Source organism: Mesorhizobium sp. P160927 (genome assembly GCF_057766385.1).
Map to the genome: position 1 here is coordinate 3,001,484 of NZ_JBYMDW010000001.1, position 20,789 is coordinate 3,022,272.

Below are 20,789 nucleotides of genomic sequence, written 5' to 3' on the forward strand. Positions count from 1 at the left end.
CGGCATGTATCGGGCACCGGTCGAGGATATCGCGTTCACCCTGAAGCATGTGGCAGGCATGAAATCCGCCATCGATAAGGGGGCGTTCGGAGACCTCAGCGAGGATCTGGTCGACGCCGTCCTTGGCGAGGCGGGCCGTTTCGCTTCCGAGGAGGTGGCCCCCCTTTATAAAATCGGCGACGAGCATGGCGCCGTGCTCAGGGATGCCGCGGTCACCACCCCGCCGGGTTGGAAGGAGCTCTATCGCCGCTGGATCGACGGTGGCTGGAATGCGCTTTCCGGGCCGGAAGAGTATGGCGGCCAGGCGCTGCCGACCATGCTTGGTGTCGCCGCACTCGAAATGTGGAACTCCGCCGCCATGGCGTTCGGCATCGGCCCGACGCTGACCATGGGCGCGGTCGAAGCGCTCGACAAGCACGCCTCCGAGGAGCTCAAGGCGACATATCTGGCAAAGCTCGTCTCCGGCGAATGGATGGGCACGATGAACCTGACCGAGCCGCAGGCCGGATCGGACCTTGCCGCCCTGCGCGCCCGCGCCGAGCCCGCCGGCGACGGCACCTACCGCCTCTTCGGCCAGAAGATATTCATCACCTATGGCGAGCATGATTTCACCGACAACATCATTCATCTGGTGCTGGCGCGGCTTCCCGATGCGCCGGCTGGAACGCGTGGCATCTCGCTGTTCCTGGTGCCGAAATTCCTGGTCGGCGACGATGGCTCGCTCGGCGCGCGCAACGACGTCTTCTGTTCCGGCCTCGAGCACAAGCTCGGCATCCATGCCTCGCCGACCTGCACCATGATCTATGGCGACGGTTTTCAAGGCACCAGGCCTGGCGCCATCGGCTGGTTGATCGGCGAGGAGAACAAAGGCCTCGCCTGCATGTTCACCATGATGAACAATGCCCGCCTCGCCGTTGGGATGCAGGGCGTGGCGGTCGCGGAAGCCGCGACCCAGAAGTCGATTGCCTATGCCAATGAGCGCCGCCAGGGCAAGGCGAGCGATTATTTTGGCGCCGGCATGGCGCCGATCGTCCATCACCCGGACGTGCAGCGCAATCTCCTGACCATGAAAGCGCTGACCCAGATCGCGCGGGCGATCAGCTATTCCTGTGCCCACGCTATCGACATGGCGCGTGCGTCGTCTGGCGACCAGGCGGCGCATTGGCGCGACCGTGCTAATTTGCTGACTCCGCTCGCCAAGGCGTTTTCGACCGATGTCGGCGTGGAAGTCGCTTCGCTTGGCGTCCAGGTGCATGGCGGCATGGGCTTCATCGAGGAAACGGGTGCGGCCGCGTACTATCGCGACGCGCGCATCGCGCCGATCTATGAGGGCACCAACGGCATCCAGGCGATCGATCTGGTGACCCGAAAACTGCCGCTCGGTGGCGGTGAGCATGTGCATGGCTACATCGACGAACTGGCTGGTATCGCCAATGCTGTGCGAACGTCGACCCTCGACGGTTTTGGCCGCGCCGCCGATGCTCTCGATCAGGCGCTGTCCGATTTGACGCAAGCGACGCGTTTCCTGCTGAAATTGTCGGCCGAGGGCCGGACGGAGGAGGCGCTGGCCGGTGCGACGCCGTATCTCCGGCTGATCTCGCTTGCCGCCGGCGGCGCCTATCTGGCGCGGGCCGCTCTTGCCGACCAGGGCCGCATCGCGCTTTGCCGCTTCTTCGCCGAGAACCTGCTTGGCGAAGCCAGTGCTTTGAAGGGGCGCGTCATCGATGGCGCCGGCAGCCTGGCTGCTGCCGCCGAGGCACTGATTTCCGCCTGACCTTCACAAGGAAAACACCGTGACAGACCACATCCTCGTCGAGCGCCAGGGCGCCATCCAGATAATCCGCATGAACCGGCCGGACAAGAAGAACGCGCTGACGCGTGCCATGTATGCGAAAATGTCGGCGGCCCTTGCCGAAGGCGACACCGATCCGGCGGTCCGCGTTCATGTCTTTCTCGGCGTGCCGGGCGCCTTTTCCTCCGGCAACGACCTTGCCGATTTCATGGTCGTGGCCACCGGTGGCGATGGCGGCACCGAAGTCTGGGATTTCCTGATCGCCCTGGCCGGGGTCGAAAAGCCCATCGTCTCCGGCGTCGACGGCATCGCGGTCGGCATCGGCACCACGATCAACCTCCACTGCGACCTGACTTTCGCCACGCCGCGCACCGTGTTTCGGACCCCCTTCGTCGATCTCGGCCTCGTGCCCGAGGCAGGATCGAGCCTTTTGGCACCCCGCATCCTGGGCCAGCAAGGTGCTTTCGCCCTGCTCGGTCTCGGTGAGGGCTTTTCGGCCGAGCGCGCGAAGGCCGCCGGGCTGATCTACGAGGTAGTCGAGGAAGGTGGGCTGGAGGCTTCGGTGCTTGCAGCGGCTGGCCAGATCGCGGCCAAGCCACCGGAAGCGCTCAAGATCGCGCGCGACCTGATGCGTGGCTCACGCGACGACCTGGTTGCCCGCATCGAGATAGAGAGCGAGCATTTTCGCGAGCGGCTGAAATCCGACGAGGCGCGCGCGGCCCTGACGGCATTCATGACCAGGAAAAAAGGCTGAAGGTTTTTTCAGGGATAGAGCCTGGCCTTGTCCCAACCGCCTGCCGCGTTTCGTGAAAAGACGACGCGGTCATGCAGCCGGAACGGCCGGTCGTGCCAGAATTCGATCGTCTTCGGCACGATCCGGAAGCCCGACCAATGTTTCGGTCGCGGGATGTCGCCGATGGCATAACGCGCCGTGTATTCGGCGACCGCCTTTTCCAGCGCGAAGCGGCTTTCCAACGGCCGCGATTGCTTCGATGCCCAGGCGCCGATGCGGCTGCCGCGTGGCCGCGTCGCGTAATAGCTGTCGGCTTCGGCATCGCTAACGAGCTCCACCGGACCGCGAATGCGCACCTGGCGGCGCAGCGATTTCCAATGGAAACACATCGCCGCCTTCATGCTGCCAAGAATCTCCTGGCCCTTGGCGCTCTCGAAATTCGTGTAGAACACAAAGCCGCTTTCATCGAACCCCTTGAGCAGCACCATCCTTACGTCCGGCATGCCCTCGGCATCGACGGTCGCCAATGCCACGCCATTGGCATCGTTGATTTCGCTTTTGACAGCGTCGTCCAACCATGCGGCAAAGAGGCGAAACGGCTCGGCCGCCTCGGTAAAGTCACTGCTTGTTAACTCTGTGTCACTCATAGTTTTTCTCAAATTGTCACGAGACCAGGGAGGTTGCCGATTGTCGCGTATCGCGCAAGCTTTTGACAGCAGGCAATGGGGCGTTATCGCTTCAGCCAGCACGAAAGTGGCGATCGTGGCAGTCGCCCTGCCGCTCGCGGCCTGCGGGGCAGGTGGCTTCAGCCTGCAGAAGGCCGAAGTCGACCGCTCGATGCTGACCAGCAGCACATCGGCTTCGCTCAAGCCGGCTGACTCGGATCGCGACTCCGACCAGACGACGATCGGCAATGCGGTATCGTCCGCCGATATCGAGCAACTCGGCGGCCAGGCGGTGCCGTGGGCGAACACCGGCACCGGCTCGCGCGGCTCCATCACAGAACTGGCGGAATTGAAGGACGGGGGCCAGACCTGCCGCCGCTTCAAGGCTTCGCGCGAAAGCTTTGACGGCGTTGCCATGTTCCAGGGTGAACTCTGTCTTGCCAGTGCCGGCGGCTGGCGCATGCAGGGCTTCAAGGCACTCTGATTTTCCGCCGTCGATATGAAGGTCCGCTACTGGAATTTCTTCCTATGCGAGCGCATATAGGGGGCAAGTATGGACTCAACTCATTTCCAGGGCAGGAAGCATGCGCGACCCCTATGAGGTGCTGGGCGTTGCAAAGAACGCATCGGCCAAGGACATAAAATCGGCGTACCGGAAACTCGCCAAGAAGCATCATCCGGACCAAAATCCGAATGATCCCAAGGCGAAGGACCGTTTTGCGGCGGCCAATCAGGCCTATGAGGTCATCGGCGACGAGAAGAACCGTGCGGCTTTCGATCGCGGCGAGATCGACGCCGACGGCAAGCCGCGTTTCCAGGGTTTTGAAGGTGCCGCGGGCGGTGGCGACCCCTTTGCCGGGTTCCGCCGCCAGCAACAGGGCGCAGGAGGCTCGCGATTCGAGTTCCGCTCGGGCCGTCCGGGCGGCGATCCGTTCGACGGCAACAGCGATATCTTCAGCCAGATCTTCGGCGATGCCTTTTCAGGCGCGCGCGGGCCAGGCGCGGGCGACCGCCGCCAGGCGGCGACAGCAGCCGACCTGAACGTCACGCTCGACGTCACCATCGAGGAAGCGGCCAATGCCGAGAAGGTGACGGCGATGTTCCCGGATGGCCGCAAGGTTGCGGTCAAGCTGCCGGCCTATGTCGAGGATGGCCAGACCATCCGGCTGAAAGGCCAGGGCGAGCAGGGACCGGGCCAACCCGGCGACGCACTGGTCAAGATCCATATCCGCCGCCATCCTCGTTACCGTATCGAAGGCCGTGACCTGCACGCCGACCTGCCGGTTTCGCTGGTCGATGCGGTGCTGGGCGCCAAGGTGCCGGTCGAGACGCCGACCGGCAGGCTCGCGGTCAACGTTCCCGCCTGGTCGAGCTCGGACAAGGTCCTGCGGCTCAAGGGCAGGGGCTTGCCGGAGAAAGCCGGCGGCCATGGCGATCTCTATGCCCATGTGCGCATCATGCTGCCGGAAGGCGGCGATAGCGCGCTGGAATCGCTGTTGCGCGGCCAAAAAGGCTGATCGAGAGCTTTTGTCCCCCGAACTGTCCGGTTTGAACGCTTGAAGGGCCTGTGTGCCTGTGCGATAGGCACTCCACAAAGCAGATATCTTGCGGAGAACACGCATATGGCGGGTGGACAGGGCCTGATGGCCGGCAAGCGCGGCCTGATTCTTGGCGTCGCCAACAACAGGTCGATCGCTTATGGCATTGCCAAAGCCTGCGTCGATCACGGCGCCGAGATAGCACTGACCTATCAGGGCGAAGCCTTCAAGAAGCGCGTCGAGCCGCTGGCGGCGGAACTGGGCGCCTTTGTCGCCGGCCATTGCGACGTAACCGATCCGGCGAGCCTGGACCAGGTCTTCGCCAATGTCGCCAGTCATTGGGGCAAGCTCGACTTCCTCGTGCACGCCATCGCCTTTTCCGATAAGGACGAGCTGACCGGCCGCTATGTCGAGACGACGCGCGACAATTTCCTGCGCACCATGGACATTTCGGTCTATTCCTTCACCACCATCGCCAAGCGCGCCGAAGCGCTGATGACCGAGGGCGGTTCGCTGCTGACGCTGACCTATTACGGCGCCGAGAAGGTCATGCCGCACTATAACGTCATGGGCGTCGCCAAGGCGGCACTGGAGGCCAGCGTGCGTTATCTCGCCGTCGACCTTGGCGCCAAGAAGATCCGTGTCAACGCCATTTCGGCCGGCCCGATCAAGACGCTTGCCGCCTCCGGCATCGGCGACTTCCGCTACATCCTGAAGTGGAACGAATACAATTCGCCACTGAAGCAGACGGTCACGCAGGAAGAGGTCGGCGATTCCGGCGTCTATTTCCTGTCCGACCTGTCGCGTGGCGTCACCGGCGAAGTGCACCATGTCGATTCCGGCTACCACGTCGTCGGCATGAAAGCGGTCGACGCGCCGGATATTTCGACAGTCAAGGATTAGGTCTCCCCGCCTTTCCTCCGTCCAGGCACTGGCCCGATCTCCGGAAGAGCTGATGTACCCGCTGGTTTATATCGTGCGCCACGGCCAGACCGCGTGGAACGCCGAGTTCCGGCTTCAAGGCCAGGCCGATACCGATCTCAATGCTCTTGGCCGCGAGCAGGCGAGCGCAAATGGGGGTCGGCTGGCCGCACTCGTCGGTGCTCCCCAGGAATTCGACTTCGTCGCCAGTCCGATGAGACGCACGCGCGAAACAATGGAACGCATCCGCGCCGCCATGAGGCTCGATCCGCTCGCCTATCGAACCGATATCAGACTGATTGAAGTCAATTTCGGCGATTGGCAGAGTTTTACCTTCGCCGAGCTTGAGAGGCAGTCGCCCGGAGCGAGCCGATCCCGCGCACTGGACAAGTGGAATTTTCAGCCGCCAGGTGAAGGCGCGGAGAGTTACCAGATGCTGCTCGAACGGGTGAAGCCATGGTTCGATGAGCTTCGGGGGCAGACGATTTGCGTGACGCACGGGGGTGTCATGCGCACGCTGTTTCGCTTCGTGCTTGATATGGCCGAGGACGAGGCCGCGAACCTGGAGATACCGCAGGATCGCGTGCTAAAGCTTGAGGGCAGGAGCCTGGAGTGGCTTTAGGACGCCCGGTGACGCCAACTCCTAGTTCGTGTCGCTGTCACCCGGCAGCTGCATGTCGGTGACGACGTTTTCGCCATCGGTCACATCATAAGCAATGACGATGTCCATCCCCGGCTTCAGCGCATCGAGATCGGTTTCGGCGTTCAGCTTGTAGGATTTGCCGTCGTCCAGCGTCAGCGTCAGCGCGTCCTTGTCGACCTTCTTGATCAGGCCTTCGGTCTGCCCGGCAAAGGCGGCGGTGGAGAGCAGCAGCGTGGCGGCAACAGCGCCAATCAGGGTACGCATCATCGTCCTCTTTGGTCATTGCGCCGGCCTGGGTGGCGGCGGATCCTCAACGGCGAATGGAGGAGAGCAGAAACCAACCGAATGTGTCAAAACTAAATCCGTCGGATCACAGTTTGACCACCGTGGAAAACGCCAATAGAAGGCTGGCTTCAGCCGGTTTCGATGCCGGGCAGGGCACTTTCCATGTCTCACAACACGTTCGGCCATCTTTTTCGCGTCACCACCTGGGGCGAGAGCCATGGCGCGGCACTCGGCTGCGTGGTCGATGGTTGTCCGCCGGGCGTCCGTTTCACGCGCGATGAAATCCAGGCCGAACTCGACAAGCGCCGCCCGGGCCAGTCGCGCTTCGTCACGCAGCGTCGCGAGCCGGACGAAGTGAAGATCCTTTCAGGCTTCGTCCTCGACGAGGACGGCGCGACGATGGTCACCACCGGCACGCCCGTGTCGATGCTGATCGAGAATGTCGATCAACGCTCGAAGGACTATGGAGAGATCGCCCGCCAGTTCCGGCCGGGCCATGCCGACTACACCTACGACGTCAAATACGGCATACGCGACTATCGCGGCGGCGGCCGCTCCTCGGCGCGCGAGACCGCTGCCAGGGTCGCTGCCGGCGCGCTCGCCCGCAAAGTGGTGCCGGGCATGGTGGTGCGCGGCGCGCTCGTGTCGATGGGCGAAAAGTCCATCGACCGCGCGAACTGGAACTGGAATTTCATCGGCGATGCCGAGAACCCGTTCTTCACGCCTGACCCGGCTTCGGTTCCTGTTTTTACGCAGTATCTCGACGGCATCCGCAAGGCCGGTTCCTCGGTCGGCGCGGTGATCGAGATCGTCGCCGACGGTGTGCCTGCCGGCCTCGGCGCGCCGATCTACGCCAAGCTCGACCAGGACATCGCCTCCGGCCTGATGTCGATCAACGCCGTCAAGGGTGTCGAGATCGGCAATGGTTTCGAGGCCGCCCGCATCACCGGCGAACAGAATGCAGACGAGATGCGCATGGGCAATGACGGCAAGCCGGTGTTCCTGTCCAACAACGCCGGCGGCATCCTGGGCGGCATCTCGACCGGCCAGGCGATCGTCGCCCGTTTTGCCGTGAAGCCGACTTCGTCGATCCTGACGCCGCGCAAATCGATCGACAAGGACGGCAGGGATGTCGAAGTGATGACGAAGGGTCGCCATGACCCCTGCGTCGGCATCCGAGCCGTGCCGATCGGCGAGGCCATGGTCGCCTGTGCCATTGCCGACCACTATCTGCGGCATCGAGGACAGACAGGTAGGTGAGTAGGGAGTAAGCTGCCCGGTCCGCCGACGCGTCGTTTTTTTCTTTTCGCTATTCCCCTACTGCCTTACTCCCTTACTCCCTGTTCCATCGAGTGAAACGAGCGCTTTATGCCTTACGACCAGAAGAAGATCGTGGAAGCCATTCGGGCCTTCGAACGTGGCGAGATCGTCGTCGTCATGGACGATGACGGGCGCGAGAACGAGGGCGACCTGATCGTCGCGGCCGTCCATTGCACGCCGGAGAAGATGGCCTTCATCGTCCGCAACACGTCGGGCATCGTCTGCACGCCGATGCCGCGCGAGGAGGCCAAGCGGCTGAACCTCGCGCCGATGGTGGCCGACAATGATTCGGCCCACACCACCGCCTTTACAGTCAGCGTCGACTTCAAGCATGGCACGACGACAGGCATTTCGGCCGACGACCGCACGCTGACCGTGCGCAACCTCGCCAACGGCAATGTCGGCGCCTCCGATTTTGTCCGCCCTGGCCACATCTTCCCGCTCATCGCGCGCGAGGGCGGCGTCTTGATGCGCTCGGGTCATACCGAGGCGGCGGTCGATTTGTGCAAGCTCGCCGGCCTGCCGCCGATCGGCGTGATCTCGGAACTGGTCAACGATGATGGCACCGTCAAGCGCGGCCCGCAGGTCGCGGCCTTCGCCGAGGAGCATGGCCTCAAGCAGGTATCGGTCGCCGACCTGATCGCTTACCGGCAACGCAAGGAAACGCTGGTCGAGCGCGTCGCCTGCTCCGACATCGAGACGCTGGGTGGCAAGGCGCAGGTCTTCACCTACACGCTGCCCTGGGACACGATGCATCACGTCGCCATCGTCTTCGGCGACATCCGCGACGGCGAGGAGGTGCCGGTGCGGCTGCATTCGGAGGATGTGGTGACCGACGTGTTCGGCACCAGCCACCGGCTCGACGGCATCATGAAGGCGATGGGTGAACGCAAGCGCGGCGTCATCGTCTATCTCAGGGAAGGCTCGGTCGGCGTCGCCCATCAGGAGCGCAACCGGCCGGCGCCAGGCGACCGCGAGGACCATGAAGAGGCGCGCCGGCGCGAGAGCGAATGGCGCGAGATCGGTCTCGGGGCCCAGATCCTGAAGGACCTCGGCATTTCCTCGATCAATCTGATTGCCTCACGCGAACGCCACTATGTCGGCCTCGAGGGTTTTGGCATTCACATCGCCAAGACCGAGATCATCTGAGCTCGACAAACCCTGCCCTGTCATTCGGCCGGGATTGCCGCCTCGCATCCTTCCAACTCGCATTCGTGGGTGGCGAGGCTGCGCTGGCCGAGCAGCACAGTGATCAGTGCGATAGCACCTGACGTCACCGAAACCCAGAACCCGTTCTGGGCGCCGAAGGCATCCACCACCGCGCCGGCGGCGAACGAACCCAGCGCCATGCCGATGCCGATGCCTGTAGTCACCCAGGTGATGCCTTCGGTCAGCATCGTTTCAGGAACATGCCGTTCGATCAGGCCGAAGGCGGTGATGAAGGTCGGCGAGATCGCCACGCCGCTGATGAAGACAGTCAGCGCGAGCGCTGGCACGGTGCTGGCGGTAAGCGGCAGCAGTGTGCCGAGCCCTACCAAGGCAACCGCCATGGCGAGCTGGCGCTGCAGCGGTGCTTTCAGGTTGAGCGCGCCGATGATGATGCCGAGCACGAAGGAGCCCAGCGCATAGACGCCGATGACGAGACTGGCAGTGCCCGGCTGGCCGAGTTCCTTGGTGATCGCCACCGTGCTCACCTCCGTCGTCGCGAAGGTCGCGCCGATGAAGATCATGGCGAAGGTGATGATTTGAACCGGCCCCAGACGGATTGCCGAGCCGCTGGAGCCATGGTCCACCGGCCGCACTTGCGGCTCGGTCGAACGCTGCAGGATGAAAGCTGTCGAGCCCAAGGCGAGGAACAGCGTGCTGACGAGCACGCCCGCTTCCGGGAACAGCGCGGCGCTGAGGCCCACTGACAGCGATGCGCCGGCGATATAGACCAGTTCGTCCGCCGCCGACTCGAAGGCGAAGGCGGTGTTCATCTCGGACCGGCCCCGGAAAATCTCGGTCCAGCGCGCCCGCACCATGGCCGGCATGCTTGGCATTGCCGCGGCCAGCAGCGCCGACGCGAACAGCGTCCATACCGGCCAGTCCTGATTGGCCGATGCGATCAGGGCCGCGAAAGCAAGCACGGAGATAATGGTGGTGGGTACGACGACCCGCGTCTGGCCGAGGCGGTCGACCAACCTCGATATTTGCGGCGCCAGGAAGGCATTGGCCAAGGCGAAAGTCGCCGAAACCGCGCCCGCCAGCCAGTATTCGCCACGCGTCTGCGACAGCATCGCCACGATGCCGATTGGCGCCATGGCGATCGGCAGGCGCGCCATGAAGCCGGCGGCGGCAAAGCCCCTGGCTCCGGGAGCGCGAAAGATTTCCGAATAGGGGTTTTGCATGGTTCTGTTCCTCGACGAGGGGCGATTCCACAATTACATACGAGACGTATAAGTGTTAAATAGAGCATACGCCGCGTATGTCAATTGGCATACGACGCGTATGTAGATAAGGCCGGAAGCATGCATCGACCGCGCAAGGAGATGATCGCCGAGACACGCGCCAAGCTGATTGCCGCGGCGCGCCAGGCTTTCGGCACCATCGGCTATGCCGAAGCGTCGATGGATGATTTCACCGCGTCGGCCGGGCTGACGCGCGGCGCCCTTTATCATCACTTCGGCGACAAGAAGGGGCTGCTTGAGGCGGTTATCGCCGAAATCGACGCGGAAATGGCGGGCCGGGTGAATGAGGTCGCGTCGCGGGCGCCGACCCGCTGGCAGCATTTCGTCGACGAATGCACTACCTATATCGAAATGGCGCTGGAGCCGGAAATCCAGCGCATCATGTTCCGGGATGGTCCGGCTGTGCTGGGCGATCCGGCACAGTGGTCGAATGCCAATGCCTGCGTCGGTTCAATGACCGATCATCTGACCGCGCTGCAAGGGGAGGGGGTGGTCGTCCCCGGCGTCGATCCGGAGTCGGCAGCGCGGCTGATCAATGGGGCGAGCAGCCAGGCTGCGCAGCGGATCGCCAATTCGCCAGATCCCGAAGGGACCTCGAAAATGGTGGTGGCCGCGTTCAAGCAATTGCTCGAAGGCCTGCTGAAAAAGCCGGAAGCGCTTTCAAGATGAACCTCCATGGCAGTCCCGCCACCACCTGCAATTGACAATAGCCGGTTTGAGCGCATCCTCGGCAGCCATCTCTGAGGGGAGATTCGGGCATGTGGGATTTTGATATCGGCAGGTCGGTGTCCATCATGATGCGGACCTGGCCTTTCATTGTCTTTCGCATGATCGTCTATTTCGGCATCACGCTGGCCTACATCATGGCAACCGGCACCGGCGCATCCGTCGGCTATGGCGTCGGCCATATTTCCACCGATCCCGACGGACCATTGTCTTTTGCGATGTGGGGCGGCGTGGTCGGTTTCGGCATCGTCTCGATCGCCGTCTACTGGATCCGCGAATACATCCTCTACGTCGTCAAAGCGGGCCATATAGCCGTCATGGTGCATCTGATCGACGGCCATGATGTTCCCGACGGCCAGCACCAGATCGCCTACGCAAAAGAGATCGTGACCGAGCGTTTTGCCGAGGCCAACATCCTTTTCGTTGTCGACCAATTGGTCAAGGGCGCCATCCGCGCCATCACCGGCCTGCTCGGCGGCATCGCGGCCTTCCTGCCTATTCCTGGCCTGAGCGGACTGGTTTCGTTCCTCAACACTGTGATTCGCCTGTCGCTGACCTATGTCGACGAGATCATTCTTGGCTACAACATCCGCATCAATTCGTCCTCGCCGTTCGAAACCGCGCGCCAAGGCGTCGTGCTCTACGCCCAGAACGGTAAGACCATGGTCAAGAACGCCGTCTGGCTGGCGGTCATCATGTGGGCCGTGTCGTTCGTGATTTTCCTGCTGATGCTCGCTCCGGCAGCCGCTATTCTTTACGTCATGCCCGGGCAGCTCGCCGGCTGGGCTTTCGTGCTGGCAATCGTCTTTGCCTGGGCTTTCAAGGCGGCCTTCATCGAGCCCTTCGCCATTGCCTGCCTGATGCAGGTCTATTTCAAGACCATCGAGGGTCAGGTGCCCGATGCCGCCTGGGACGCCAGGCTGGCCGAAGCTTCGTCGAAGTTCAGGGAACTCAAGGACAAGGCGCTCTCCACTTTCGGCGGTTCGCGCTGGGGCACGGCCGGCGCGACGAGCTGATCGGCCGGGCTCGCGGGCGCACCGGCGACGGTGCCGAGGCGCGCCACTGCTGATTTGAGCGGCGCTTCGCCTTGCCCGCGAAAAGTCTCGCTCATGATCAGCTCGGGCAGCGGCAGCCGCCGGCCCCAGCCATGCGTTTCGAGGTCCGGCTTCGGTGCGAACTCGGAAACGCGGCCGACGCAGAGATAGGCGATCGGCGTCACGTGATCGGGAATCGCCAGCAGGCTTTTCAGCGCTTGCGCCTCGATGATGCTGACCCAGCCGACCCCAACGCCCTCGGCACGCGCGGCCAGCCAGAAATTCTGCACCGCGCAGACCGTGCTGTAGAGATCCATCTCCGGATTGTGCCAGCGTCCCAGCGGCGAGCCTTTCGAGCGCTCGCGGTCGCAGGTGATGCAGATGTTTAGCGCGCTTTCGCAAACGCCTTCGAGCTTGAGCTTGCGGTAGAGCGCCTGCCGTTCCGCCTCTATTTCAGGCAGTTCCCGTTCTCGCGCGGCCAGGAACAGGTCGCGCACCTCCGCCCGCCGCGCGGCATCGCGGATGACGATGAAGTTCCAGGGTTGCATGAAGCCGACCGATGGCGCGTGGTGGGCGGCAAGCAGCAGCCGCGCCAGCACCTCGTCGTCGATCGCCTCCGATGTAAAATGGCTGCGGACGTCGCGCCGCGTAAACATGGCACGGTAAACCGCGTCGCGCGCACTCTGGTCAAATCCATCGCCCATTTGAGCGGTCATGGCTTCCCGCATCGCGTGTCCCCTTGCGATTGCAATCGATGCCATCCGCCTGACCATGCGGATGACGATGCCTGCCAGGCCGGTCTTCTGGCTCGGGATCAACCCGCGTCCGGTGCCTTCCCGTCATCGACAGTGGCATCTACCGGCGCGGTCCCCCTCACAGCGTTGGGCACGCCACGGAGTTCAACCGTGTTCCCGATTCTCCCGCCAGGGCATTTGTAGCCAAGTGCAAACACTTGGCGTCGCGGAATGCGGCTAAAACAAACAGACCGGCAGGCACCAGGCAGTAGCGGCAGTCTTACTCCGAAGGGCCGACGACTCCAATGCCGGCAGCGACATGAATGGACGCAGGTTCGATTTTCCCCAGCGATCAAGCCGCAACGCATGGCCATCACGGCGCCGGGGCACTAGATAGGGGGCATGGCCACCCGTCTTTACACGCACCCGATCTTTCTCGAACACATCACCCCGCCCGGTCACCCCGAGCGGCCCGACCGCCTGCGCGCCATCGAGCGCGTGCTCGACGACGAAGCTTTTGCCGCGCTTGACCGCGTCGAGGCACCGCAAGGCGACGAAGCGACCATCCTCTACGCGCATCCCGCCGATTTCGTCGCGCGTGTCCGCGCCGCCATCCCCGACGAAGGCATTGCCCGCATCGACGCAGACACCACCGCCAGCCCGAAAAGCTGGCAGGCGGTGATTACGGCGATCGGTGCCGCCAATGCCGCCGTCGACGACGTCTTTGCGGGCCGCGCCGACAACGTCTTCGTCGCCGCCCGTCCGCCCGGCCACCACGCCGAAAAGACCACTGCCATGGGCTTCTGCTTCTTCAACACGGCGGCAATCGCGGCCCGCTACGCGCAGAAGAAGCACGGCGCCGAGCGCGTCGCCGTCGTCGACTGGGACGTGCATCACGGCAATGGCACGCAAGATATTTTTTGGGACGATCCCTCGGTGCTTTATTGCTCGACGCACCAGATGCCGCTTTATCCCGGCACGGGCGCGAAGAGCGAGACCGGCGCGGGCAACATCGTCAATGCGCCGCTGGCGCCTCGGACCGGCAGCGAGGTGTTTCGCGATGCGTTCCTGTCGCGCGTGCTGCCGGCACTCGACAATTTCGCGCCGGATCTGATTGTCATTTCGGCCGGCTTCGACGCGCACCATCGCGACCCGCTGGCGGAAATCAATCTGACCGAGGACGATTTCGACTGGGCGACCGGCCAGCTGATGCAGCGCGCCGCAATCCACGGCGGCAACCGGCTCGTCAGCCTGCTCGAGGGCGGCTACGATCTGCAGGGATTGGCATTTTCGGTCGCCGCCCATGTCGGGCGACTGATGAAAGGATGAATGATGACCGGTGAGATCAACGAAGACGTCAAGGCGATGAGCTTTGAACAGGCACTCGACGCACTGGAGAAGATCGTCGATGATCTGGAGCGGGGCGACGTGCCGCTCGACCAGTCGATCCGGATTTACGAGCGGGGCGAGGCGCTGAAGGTCCATTGCGACCGGCTGCTGAAGGCCGCCGAGGACAAGGTCGAGAAGATCAGGCTGTCGCGGGACGGCAAGCCGGTTGGAACCGAGCCGCTCGACGCGGACTGAGTCCGGAGCAGCCTTACCGATTTTTGGACACGATCATCATTGAGGATACAGTTCGTCCCGATTGAAACGGACAAGAGGAGATACGGAAGCGATGTGCAGAAACATCAAGACCCTGTTCAATTTTGATCCGCCGGCAACTAACGACGAAGTCCGTGACGCGGCACTGCAGTTTGTCCGCAAGCTGAGCGGCACGACGCGGCCCTCTGCCAAGAACCAGCATGCGTTCGATCATGCGGTCGAAGCCATCGCCGCATCCGCACGCGAATTGCTCGAATCCCTCGAAACCCACCAGCATCCGCGCAATCGCGAAGAGGTGGCGGCCAAATTAAAAGCAAAAGCGGCGATCCGGTTCGCCTGATATGCCCACGCGCCCGCTGACCGCTGACGAGGAGAGTTCATGAGCTTCTTCCCCGGCAAAGACCCTGAGGCCGGCGATGCCTTCGCCAGCGACCAGATCGAGCTGATGGTCATCCCCAACGCCAAGGACATTGGCGGTTTCGAGGTGCGTCGCGCCTTGCCGACCGCCAAACGGCGCCTGGTCGGGCCGTTCATCTTCTTCGATCGAATGGGTCCCGCGATCATGCGCGCCGGCCAGGCGCTCGATGTCCGTCCGCACCCGCATATCGGCCTGTCGACCGTGACCTATCTGTTCGACGGCAAGATCAGGCATCGCAATTCGCTGGGCACCGAGATGGTCATCGAGCCCGGCGACGTGAACCTGATGACGGCTGGTCGCGGCATCGTCCACTCCGAGCGCACGCCGCAGGAATTGCGCGGCGCGCCGATGTCGATCTCCGGCCTGCAGACCTGGTTGGCTCTGCCGGACGGCAAGGAAGAGGTGGCACCGGTGTTCGAGAACACCGCGGCGCTGCGGCTTCCCGAAATCGACGCCGAAGGCGTCAGCGGCCGCGTCGTCATCGGTGAGTTCCAGGGCTTGCGGTCTCCGGTGCGGGCCGATACCGAAACACTCTATGCAGATTTGCGGGTGGCGCCCGGCGCCAGCGTCAAAATCTCGGCCGATGCCGAGGAGCGCGCCATCTACACGCTGGAGGGCGAGGTCTCGATTTCGGGTGATGTCTTTCCGGCGGAACGGCTGCTGGTGTTCCGGCCCGGCGACGAGATCGTCATATGGTCATCGACCGGGGCGCATTTCATGCTGTTCGGCGGCGCCTCGCTTGGCTCAAAGCGCTACATCTGGTGGAATTTCGTTTCCTCGTCCAAGGAGCGCATCGAGCAGGCCAAGCAGGAATGGAAGACCGGCCGCTTCGATATCGTTCCTGGTGATGAGAAAGAATTCATCCCGCTGCCGGAAGGTTGAGCGGATCGAAGGGTTGAGCGTCCGCGTCAGCGACACGCATTTACTTTCGCCTGCCGGCGGCCTATCCCGCAGATGAACAGAAAGTCTGGGCCCAACGTGAACGCAACGCCGCATACGCCGCTTCTCGATAGGGTTCGCGTCCCGGCCGATCTGCGCAGGCTGGCCGAGAGCGACTTGCCACAACTGGCATTTGAGCTTCGCGCCGAACTGGTCGATGCCGTTTCCCGCACCGGCGGCCATCTCGGTGCCGGCCTTGGCGTGGTCGAACTGACGGTGGCACTGCATTATGTCTTCAACACACCCGATGACCGGCTGATCTGGGATGTCGGCCACCAGGCCTATCCGCACAAGATCCTGACCGGCCGTCGCGACCGCATCCGCACCTTGCGCCAGGAAGGCGGTTTGTCGGGCTTCACCCGCCGAGCCGAGAGCGAATATGACCCGTTCGGCGCCGCCCATTCCTCGACATCGATATCGGCCGGCCTCGGCATGGCCGCCGCCCGCGACCTCTCAGGCGGCCGCAACAATGTCATTTCCGTCATCGGCGACGGCGCCATGTCGGCTGGCATGGCTTATGAGGCGATGAACAATGCCGGCGCGCTCGATGCGCGCCTCATCGTCATCCTCAACGACAATGATATGTCGATCGCCCCGCCAACCGGCGCCATGAGCGCCTATCTGGCGCGCCTGGCTTCCGGCAAGGCCTATGTCGGCCTGCGCGACTTTGGCAAGAAGCTGACCTCCTATCTCGGCAAGCGGGCCGATCGAGCCATCACCCGCGCGGTCGAGCATGCGCGCGGTTACGTCACCGGCGGCACCTTGTTCGAGGAACTCGGCTTCTATCACATCGGCCCGATTGACGGTCACAATCTGGAGCATCTCATCCCGGTCCTGAAAAATGTCCGTGACAACGGCAAGGGTCCGGTGCTGATCCATGTCGTCACCCAGAAGGGCAAGGGCTACGCGCCGGCGGAAGCGGCCGCCGACAAGTATCATGGCGTCAACAAATTCGATGTCATCACCGGCGCACAGGCCAAGGCGCCGGCCAATGCACCGGCCTACACCAAGGTGTTTGCCGAAAGCCTGATCCAGGAGGGCCGCGAGGACGACCGCATCGTCGCCGTCACCGCAGCCATGCCGAGCGGCACCGGCCTCGACCTGTTCGGCGAGGTGTTTCCGTCAAGGACTTTCGACGTCGGCATTGCCGAACAGCATGCGGTGACCTTCGCCGCCGGCCTGGCGACGGAAGGCTACAAGCCCTTCGCGGCGATCTATTCGACCTTCCTGCAGCGTGCCTATGATCAGGTCGTCCATGACGTCGCGATCCAGAAACTGCCGGTGCGTTTCCCCATCGATCGCGCTGGCTTTGTCGGCGCCGACGGTGCCACCCATTGCGGCGCGTTCGATACCACCTTCCTGGCAAGCCTGCCGGGCTTTGTCGTAATGGCCGCGGCCGACGAGGCGGAATTGCGTCACATGGTTCGCACCGCCGCCAGCTACGACGACGGGCCGATCGCCTTCCGCTATCCGCGCGGCAACGGCGTCGGCGTCGACATGCCCGAGCGCGGCTCGGTTCTGGAGATCGGCAAAGGCCGCATCGTCCGGGAAGGCAGCAAGGTTGCCCTCCTGTCCTTCGGCACAAGGCTGCAGGATTGCGTTGCCGCAGCCGAGGAACTCGGCGCGGCCGGGCTTTCCACCACGGTCGCCGATGCCCGTTTCGCCAAGCCGCTCGACCAGGATCTGATCCGGCGGCTGGCCCGCTCCCATGAGGTTCTGGTAACGGTGGAGGAGGGCGCCATTGGCGGCTTCGCCAGCCATGTGCTACAATTCCTCGCCCATGAAGGACTGCTCGAAAGCGGCCTGAAGGTACGCCCGCTGGTGCTGCCCGATGCCTTCACCGACCACGCCAAGCTAGAGAAGATGTATGCCGATGCTGGTCTCGACGTCGCCGGAATCGTGCGCACCGTATTCACCGCGCTCGGTCATACGGTCCGCGCCCAGCGCGCCTGAATCAAAACCTCAACAGCTTGAAGCAGTTTGCCGTCTCGATTTCGTAATGTGTTGTTAACGCTGCCGTTTGGCGTTTTGCTTACCCTGTCCCTTGGCCGTTTTTCAACGCCGCCCTGCTAGATCACAGGCAGGCAGGGAGACAACGAGAATGAAGACGCTTCTGTGCGGCGCGGCCTTGGCGGTGATGGTCGTACCGGCTGCCGCCGAAACGCCCTACGACCGCAATCTCGAAAAGGCGGCGGTAGGCATTGTCGCCAGCAAGATGGGCGATATCCGCGGTGCCTTTTCCTACAAGCAAATTCCGCAGCTTGTGGTGTCGCCGGATCCTTCGCCTGTTGCGACAGAGCATGCGCGTGAGCAGGCTTCAGGGGGTCGAGACGACGGATTGTCTCCAGCCATCGAGCGCCAGGCACCCCGAACCATCTTCTAAAACCACATGTCGCGTACGCAGCGGCCGTCGCGCGGCAGATCATCGTACGTGTCGAGGCCATCGAAATGGTCGATCGGCAGATCGGCGACGGCCTCGGGGGGCGCCAGCCGGACATTGACGGCCATGCGTCTTCGACCCGAGGCGCTGGCGCGCAGTCCGCGCCAGCCGAGCACGCAGGCGCAACGCGGGCAGAACAGGATCTCGAGCGACGGGTCTTCCTTTCCGGCGCGCGTATAGCTAGCCGTCGGCCCCGAAACGCGGATGCGTTCGTCGACATAATCATAGGCCCAGAGCGTGCCATAGCGGCGGCAAAGCGTGCAGTTGCAGGCCGTCACCGGGCCGGGGTCGCCCTCCAGCGTCCAGTGGGCGGCGCCACAGTGGCAGGTTCCCGTCAGCATTCGTTCTCCTTCGAGTTGCGACAAACAGTGGACTCTTTGTGACCAATATTCTGCCGGACCCGGCATGATGGGCGCAAGCCGCGGCCTGGTTCGATGCACCAGCCGCTCCCGTAGGAGCACTTCGGTCCATCTAATGTCCTTGCCTTCACCGCGGGCTTTCGTCAGAGAAGGCCGATGAACTCGCCTCTGCCAGCCAGCACACGCCAGCGGCTCGACGACCTGCTCGTACAGCGCGGGCTGTTTGCCAGCCGCTCGCGCGCTCGCGACGCGGTGGAGCGCGGCACGGTGATGGTCGACGGCGCCATGGCCCGCAAGGCCGGCCAGAACGTTTCGCCGCAATGCGTTGTTGCCATCGACGATCCGGCGCAAGCCTATGTCTCGCGCGGCGCGCTCAAGCTGATCGCCGGACTCGACCATTTCAGCCTCGACCCGGCCGGTCGCGAGGCCCTCGACATCGGCGCCTCGACCGGCGGTTTCACCCAGGTGCTGCTCGAACGCGGCGCGTCCCATGTCACGGCAATCGATGTCGGGCATGGCCAGATGCATCCTGATGTCGGTGGTGATCCGCGCGTGACAGTGATCGAGGGCCTGAACGCGCGCGATCTCACCGCTGCCGATCTTGCCGGCCGCAGTCCGGATTTCATCGTTTCCGACGTCAGTTTCATCTCATTGAAATTGGCGCTGCCCCCGGCACTCGCCATTGCCAAGCCCGGCGCCGGTGCGATCTTTCTGGTCAAGCCGCAATTCGAGGCCGGTCGCGAGGCGATCGGCAAGGGCGGTTTGTTGAAGGATCCCTTCGATGCCGCCCGTGTCGCGGGCTTGCTGCAGGATTGGCTGGATGCCGTTCCCGGCTGGCGCTCGCTTGGCCTGCATCTGTCGCCGATCGAAGGTGGCGACGGCAATCGCGAATTCCTGCTCGGTGGGATCAAGGATCGATGAGCGTACGCTTCACAATACGAAAGCTCGGATCGCAGGGCGACGGCATCGCCGAAACCGAGAGCGGCGATCTGTTCATTCCCTTCACGCTGCCGGGCGAAATCGTCACCGCCGCGCGCGAGCGGGATCGCGCCACGCTGATGGCGGTGCTGGAAGCCTCTCCGCTGCGCGTCGAACCCGCCTGCCGCCATTTCACCGAATGCGGCGGCTGTGCCCTCCAGCATTTGGAGATCGGAGCCTATCGCCGATGGAAACGCGAAAAGGTGGTGCATGCATTGAAGGGCAAGGGCATCGAGTGCGAGATCGGCGAACTGGTCACCTGCGCGCCGCAGTCGCGCCGCCGCGTCGTGCTTGCCGCCCGGCGCACGGACACAGGCATGCTGCTCGGCTTCAATCGCCATCTGTCGCCCGAGATCATCTCCATATCCGAATGCCCGATCTCACTGCCCGAGATCGTCGCGGCACTCGGCCAACTGAGGGCGCTGGCCGAATTGATATGCGCCACCACCAAATCGTTCCGGATGGCGGTCACCGTTACGGGTTCCGGCCTAGACATCGCGGTGCACGAGTCAGGCAAGCTCGGCGAACACCAACGCCATATCGCCTCCAACTTCGTCATTGCGCAAGGCTTTGCCAGGCTGTCCATCGATGACGAGATCGTCATCGAGCCAAGGAAGCCCGTGGTCATGTTCGGCAGTGTTGCGGTCGCCGTGCCGCCCGGCGCCTTTCTGCAGGCGACGGAGGCCGCGGAACGGACCATGGCCGAGATTGTCGGCGGACATCTAAAGCGTGCAAAAAAGGTCGCCGATCTCTTTGCCGGTTGCGGCAGCTTTGCCTTGCGGTTGGCGGCGAGATCGGAAGTCCATGCGGTCGAAGGCGATGCGGCCGCGCTTTCGGCGCTCGACCGGGGATCACGTTTCGCGACCGGCCTCAAGCGGGTGACGGGCGAACGACGCGACCTGTTTCGCCGGCCACTGACCTTTAAGGAGTTGAACGCCTTCGACGGCCTTGTCTTCGATCCGCCGCGCGCCGGCGCCGAAGACCAGTCGAAGCAGATCGCCCGCTCGGACGTTCCGTACATTGCCGCGGTGTCTTGCAACCCGGTGACGCTGGCCCGCGACCTGCGCATTCTCATCGACGGCGGCTATACCCTGAACAGCGTGACGCCAATCGATCAGTTCCTGTGGTCGCCACATGTCGAAGCGGTCGCCTTGCTGGAGAAGCCGAGGAGAAAGCGGTAGGGCGCCTGGCGTTCAGCGTATCTCCGACGGC

22 protein-coding genes, 1 pseudogene and 1 riboswitch are annotated in these 20,789 nt (G+C 63.4%); of the genes and pseudogenes, 18 read left to right on the forward strand and 5 right to left on the reverse strand.

Going from position 1 to position 20,789, the window contains the following annotated elements; translation table 11 throughout:
- The first annotated feature begins 4 nt into the window (after positions 1-4).
- Complete coding sequence (locus AC3CB8_RS14425; protein ID WP_352566452.1) at positions 5-1,774, forward strand: acyl-CoA dehydrogenase family protein; 1,770 nt, start codon at positions 5-7, stop codon at positions 1,772-1,774.
- Between the two features lie 19 nt (positions 1,775-1,793).
- Complete coding sequence (locus AC3CB8_RS14430; protein ID WP_023772943.1) at positions 1,794-2,546, forward strand: crotonase/enoyl-CoA hydratase family protein; 753 nt, start codon at positions 1,794-1,796, stop codon at positions 2,544-2,546.
- Between the two features lie 8 nt (positions 2,547-2,554).
- Here the strand turns inward: AC3CB8_RS14430 and pdxH are convergent, their stop codons facing one another.
- Positions 2,555-3,172: a pyridoxamine 5'-phosphate oxidase gene (gene pdxH / locus AC3CB8_RS14435; protein ID WP_023772942.1), complete on the reverse strand. Its 618-nt coding sequence runs from the start codon at positions 3,170-3,172 to the stop codon at positions 2,555-2,557.
- Between the two features lie 40 nt (positions 3,173-3,212).
- On the opposite strand from pdxH, the gene AC3CB8_RS14440 reads away from it, so the two are divergent.
- The 4 genes from AC3CB8_RS14440 to AC3CB8_RS14455 all read left to right on the forward strand — a co-directional run bounded on the left by AC3CB8_RS14440 (position 3,213) and on the right by AC3CB8_RS14455 (position 6,271).
- Positions 3,213-3,674 (forward strand): RT0821/Lpp0805 family surface protein, encoded by a 462-nt coding sequence (locus tag AC3CB8_RS14440; protein WP_023772941.1) that lies wholly within the window; start codon positions 3,213-3,215, stop codon positions 3,672-3,674.
- A gap of 100 nt (positions 3,675-3,774) precedes the next feature.
- Complete coding sequence (locus AC3CB8_RS14445) at positions 3,775-4,707, forward strand: DnaJ C-terminal domain-containing protein (protein ID WP_023772940.1); 933 nt, start codon at positions 3,775-3,777, stop codon at positions 4,705-4,707.
- A 105-nt stretch (positions 4,708-4,812) separates the two neighbouring features.
- Positions 4,813-5,631: an enoyl-ACP reductase FabI gene (gene fabI / locus AC3CB8_RS14450; protein WP_023772939.1), complete on the forward strand. Its 819-nt coding sequence runs from the start codon at positions 4,813-4,815 to the stop codon at positions 5,629-5,631.
- Positions 5,632-5,683: 52 nt separating this feature from the next.
- Entirely contained in the window at positions 5,684-6,271 is a 588-nt protein-coding gene (locus AC3CB8_RS14455; protein WP_352566454.1) for a histidine phosphatase family protein, read from the forward strand.
- 21 nt (positions 6,272-6,292) lie between these two features.
- Here the strand turns inward: AC3CB8_RS14455 and AC3CB8_RS14460 are convergent, their stop codons facing one another.
- Positions 6,293-6,556, reverse strand: a complete 264-nt coding sequence (locus tag AC3CB8_RS14460) for a DUF1344 domain-containing protein (RefSeq protein WP_023783490.1) — start codon at positions 6,554-6,556, stop codon at positions 6,293-6,295.
- 183 nt (positions 6,557-6,739) lie between these two features.
- Between AC3CB8_RS14460 and aroC the strand changes: the two genes are divergently transcribed.
- A complete protein-coding gene (aroC, locus tag AC3CB8_RS14465) occupies positions 6,740-7,837 on the forward strand; it encodes a chorismate synthase (RefSeq protein WP_352726873.1) in 1,098 nt (365 codons plus the stop codon).
- A 108-nt stretch (positions 7,838-7,945) separates the two neighbouring features.
- Positions 7,946-9,046, forward strand: a complete 1,101-nt coding sequence (ribB, locus tag AC3CB8_RS14470; RefSeq protein WP_140661422.1) for a 3,4-dihydroxy-2-butanone-4-phosphate synthase — start codon at positions 7,946-7,948, stop codon at positions 9,044-9,046.
- Positions 9,047-9,066: 20 nt separating this feature from the next.
- On the opposite strand, the gene AC3CB8_RS14475 is transcribed toward ribB, so the two are convergent.
- Positions 9,067-10,287: an MFS transporter gene (locus AC3CB8_RS14475; RefSeq protein ID WP_023783492.1), complete on the reverse strand. Its 1,221-nt coding sequence runs from the start codon at positions 10,285-10,287 to the stop codon at positions 9,067-9,069.
- Positions 10,288-10,407: 120 nt separating this feature from the next.
- On the opposite strand from AC3CB8_RS14475, the gene AC3CB8_RS14480 reads away from it, so the two are divergent.
- Complete coding sequence (locus tag AC3CB8_RS14480; RefSeq protein ID WP_352566458.1) at positions 10,408-11,016, forward strand: TetR/AcrR family transcriptional regulator; 609 nt, start codon at positions 10,408-10,410, stop codon at positions 11,014-11,016.
- Positions 11,017-11,105: 89 nt separating this feature from the next.
- Positions 11,106-12,089, forward strand: coding sequence for a hypothetical protein (locus tag AC3CB8_RS14485; protein WP_352566460.1), 984 nt, complete (start codon positions 11,106-11,108; stop codon positions 12,087-12,089).
- A gap of 116 nt (positions 12,090-12,205) precedes the next feature.
- Here AC3CB8_RS14485 and bluB read toward each other — a convergent pair.
- Positions 12,206-12,880: pseudogene (bluB, locus tag AC3CB8_RS14490) on the reverse strand (5,6-dimethylbenzimidazole synthase); the annotation flags it as partial.
- 3 nt (positions 12,881-12,883) lie between these two features.
- Positions 12,884-13,065: riboswitch (cobalamin riboswitch) on the reverse strand.
- A 178-nt stretch (positions 13,066-13,243) separates the two neighbouring features.
- On the opposite strand from bluB, the gene AC3CB8_RS14495 reads away from it, so the two are divergent.
- The 6 genes from AC3CB8_RS14495 (at position 13,244) to AC3CB8_RS14520 (ending at position 18,183) form a co-directional block, all read left to right on the forward strand.
- On the forward strand, positions 13,244-14,170 hold the full coding sequence (locus AC3CB8_RS14495; protein WP_023772932.1) for a histone deacetylase family protein: 927 nt from the start codon (positions 13,244-13,246) through the stop codon (positions 14,168-14,170).
- 3 nt (positions 14,171-14,173) lie between these two features.
- Positions 14,174-14,425 carry an exodeoxyribonuclease VII small subunit gene (locus tag AC3CB8_RS14500; protein WP_015318808.1) on the forward strand — a complete coding sequence of 84 codons (252 nt, stop codon included), beginning with the start codon at positions 14,174-14,176 and terminating at the stop codon, positions 14,423-14,425.
- A 91-nt stretch (positions 14,426-14,516) separates the two neighbouring features.
- Positions 14,517-14,783 (forward strand): DUF2277 domain-containing protein, encoded by a 267-nt coding sequence (locus AC3CB8_RS14505; RefSeq protein ID WP_352566462.1) that lies wholly within the window; start codon positions 14,517-14,519, stop codon positions 14,781-14,783.
- Positions 14,784-14,822: 39 nt separating this feature from the next.
- A complete protein-coding gene (locus AC3CB8_RS14510) occupies positions 14,823-15,743 on the forward strand; it encodes a pirin family protein (RefSeq protein WP_488377316.1) in 921 nt (306 codons plus the stop codon).
- 72 nt (positions 15,744-15,815) lie between these two features.
- Positions 15,816-17,753, forward strand: a complete 1,938-nt coding sequence (dxs, locus tag AC3CB8_RS14515) for a 1-deoxy-D-xylulose-5-phosphate synthase (RefSeq protein WP_352566466.1) — start codon at positions 15,816-15,818, stop codon at positions 17,751-17,753.
- 148 nt (positions 17,754-17,901) lie between these two features.
- Complete coding sequence (locus tag AC3CB8_RS14520; protein WP_352566468.1) at positions 17,902-18,183, forward strand: hypothetical protein; 282 nt, start codon at positions 17,902-17,904, stop codon at positions 18,181-18,183.
- Here AC3CB8_RS14520 and AC3CB8_RS14525 read toward each other — a convergent pair.
- Entirely contained in the window at positions 18,180-18,581 is a 402-nt protein-coding gene (locus AC3CB8_RS14525) for a GFA family protein (protein WP_023772927.1), read from the reverse strand. The genes AC3CB8_RS14520 and AC3CB8_RS14525 overlap by 4 nt on opposite strands.
- Before the next feature lie 174 nt (positions 18,582-18,755).
- On the opposite strand from AC3CB8_RS14525, the gene AC3CB8_RS14530 reads away from it, so the two are divergent.
- Together AC3CB8_RS14530 and AC3CB8_RS14535 are read left to right on the forward strand one after the other, a co-directional pair.
- Positions 18,756-19,520: a TlyA family RNA methyltransferase gene (locus tag AC3CB8_RS14530; protein WP_023783499.1), complete on the forward strand. Its 765-nt coding sequence runs from the start codon at positions 18,756-18,758 to the stop codon at positions 19,518-19,520.
- Entirely contained in the window at positions 19,517-20,758 is a 1,242-nt protein-coding gene (locus tag AC3CB8_RS14535) for a class I SAM-dependent RNA methyltransferase (RefSeq protein WP_352566470.1), read from the forward strand. Before AC3CB8_RS14530 ends, AC3CB8_RS14535 begins: the two co-directional genes overlap by 4 nt.
- The last annotated feature ends 31 nt before the right edge of the window (positions 20,759-20,789 follow it).

Bases quoted from the DNA above. Each gene is read 5' to 3' on its own strand.
- AC3CB8_RS14425 (WP_352566452.1), top strand. From the start codon at position 5: ATGTATCGGGCACCGGTCGAGGATATCGCGTTCACCCTGAAGCATGTG.
- pdxH (WP_023772942.1), bottom strand. From the start codon at position 3,172: ATGAGTGACACAGAGTTAACAAGCAGTGACTTTACCGAGGCGGCCGAG.
- AC3CB8_RS14445 (WP_023772940.1), top strand. From the start codon at position 3,775: ATGCGCGACCCCTATGAGGTGCTGGGCGTTGCAAAGAACGCATCGGCC.
- fabI (WP_023772939.1), top strand. From the start codon at position 4,813: ATGGCGGGTGGACAGGGCCTGATGGCCGGCAAGCGCGGCCTGATTCTT.
- AC3CB8_RS14455 (WP_352566454.1), top strand. From the start codon at position 5,684: ATGTACCCGCTGGTTTATATCGTGCGCCACGGCCAGACCGCGTGGAAC.
- AC3CB8_RS14460 (WP_023783490.1), bottom strand. From the start codon at position 6,556: ATGCGTACCCTGATTGGCGCTGTTGCCGCCACGCTGCTGCTCTCCACC.
- aroC (WP_352726873.1), top strand. From the start codon at position 6,740: ATGTCTCACAACACGTTCGGCCATCTTTTTCGCGTCACCACCTGGGGC.
- ribB (WP_140661422.1), top strand. From the start codon at position 7,946: ATGCCTTACGACCAGAAGAAGATCGTGGAAGCCATTCGGGCCTTCGAA.
- AC3CB8_RS14475 (WP_023783492.1), bottom strand. From the start codon at position 10,287: ATGCAAAACCCCTATTCGGAAATCTTTCGCGCTCCCGGAGCCAGGGGC.
- AC3CB8_RS14480 (WP_352566458.1), top strand. From the start codon at position 10,408: ATGCATCGACCGCGCAAGGAGATGATCGCCGAGACACGCGCCAAGCTG.
- AC3CB8_RS14485 (WP_352566460.1), top strand. From the start codon at position 11,106: ATGTGGGATTTTGATATCGGCAGGTCGGTGTCCATCATGATGCGGACC.
- AC3CB8_RS14495 (WP_023772932.1), top strand. From the start codon at position 13,244: ATGGCCACCCGTCTTTACACGCACCCGATCTTTCTCGAACACATCACC.
- AC3CB8_RS14500 (WP_015318808.1), top strand. From the start codon at position 14,174: ATGACCGGTGAGATCAACGAAGACGTCAAGGCGATGAGCTTTGAACAG.
- AC3CB8_RS14505 (WP_352566462.1), top strand. From the start codon at position 14,517: ATGTGCAGAAACATCAAGACCCTGTTCAATTTTGATCCGCCGGCAACT.
- AC3CB8_RS14510 (WP_488377316.1), top strand. From the start codon at position 14,823: ATGAGCTTCTTCCCCGGCAAAGACCCTGAGGCCGGCGATGCCTTCGCC.
- dxs (WP_352566466.1), top strand. From the start codon at position 15,816: ATGAACAGAAAGTCTGGGCCCAACGTGAACGCAACGCCGCATACGCCG.
- AC3CB8_RS14520 (WP_352566468.1), top strand. From the start codon at position 17,902: ATGAAGACGCTTCTGTGCGGCGCGGCCTTGGCGGTGATGGTCGTACCG.
- AC3CB8_RS14525 (WP_023772927.1), bottom strand. From the start codon at position 18,581: ATGCTGACGGGAACCTGCCACTGTGGCGCCGCCCACTGGACGCTGGAG.
- AC3CB8_RS14530 (WP_023783499.1), top strand. From the start codon at position 18,756: ATGAACTCGCCTCTGCCAGCCAGCACACGCCAGCGGCTCGACGACCTG.
- AC3CB8_RS14535 (WP_352566470.1), top strand. From the start codon at position 19,517: ATGAGCGTACGCTTCACAATACGAAAGCTCGGATCGCAGGGCGACGGC.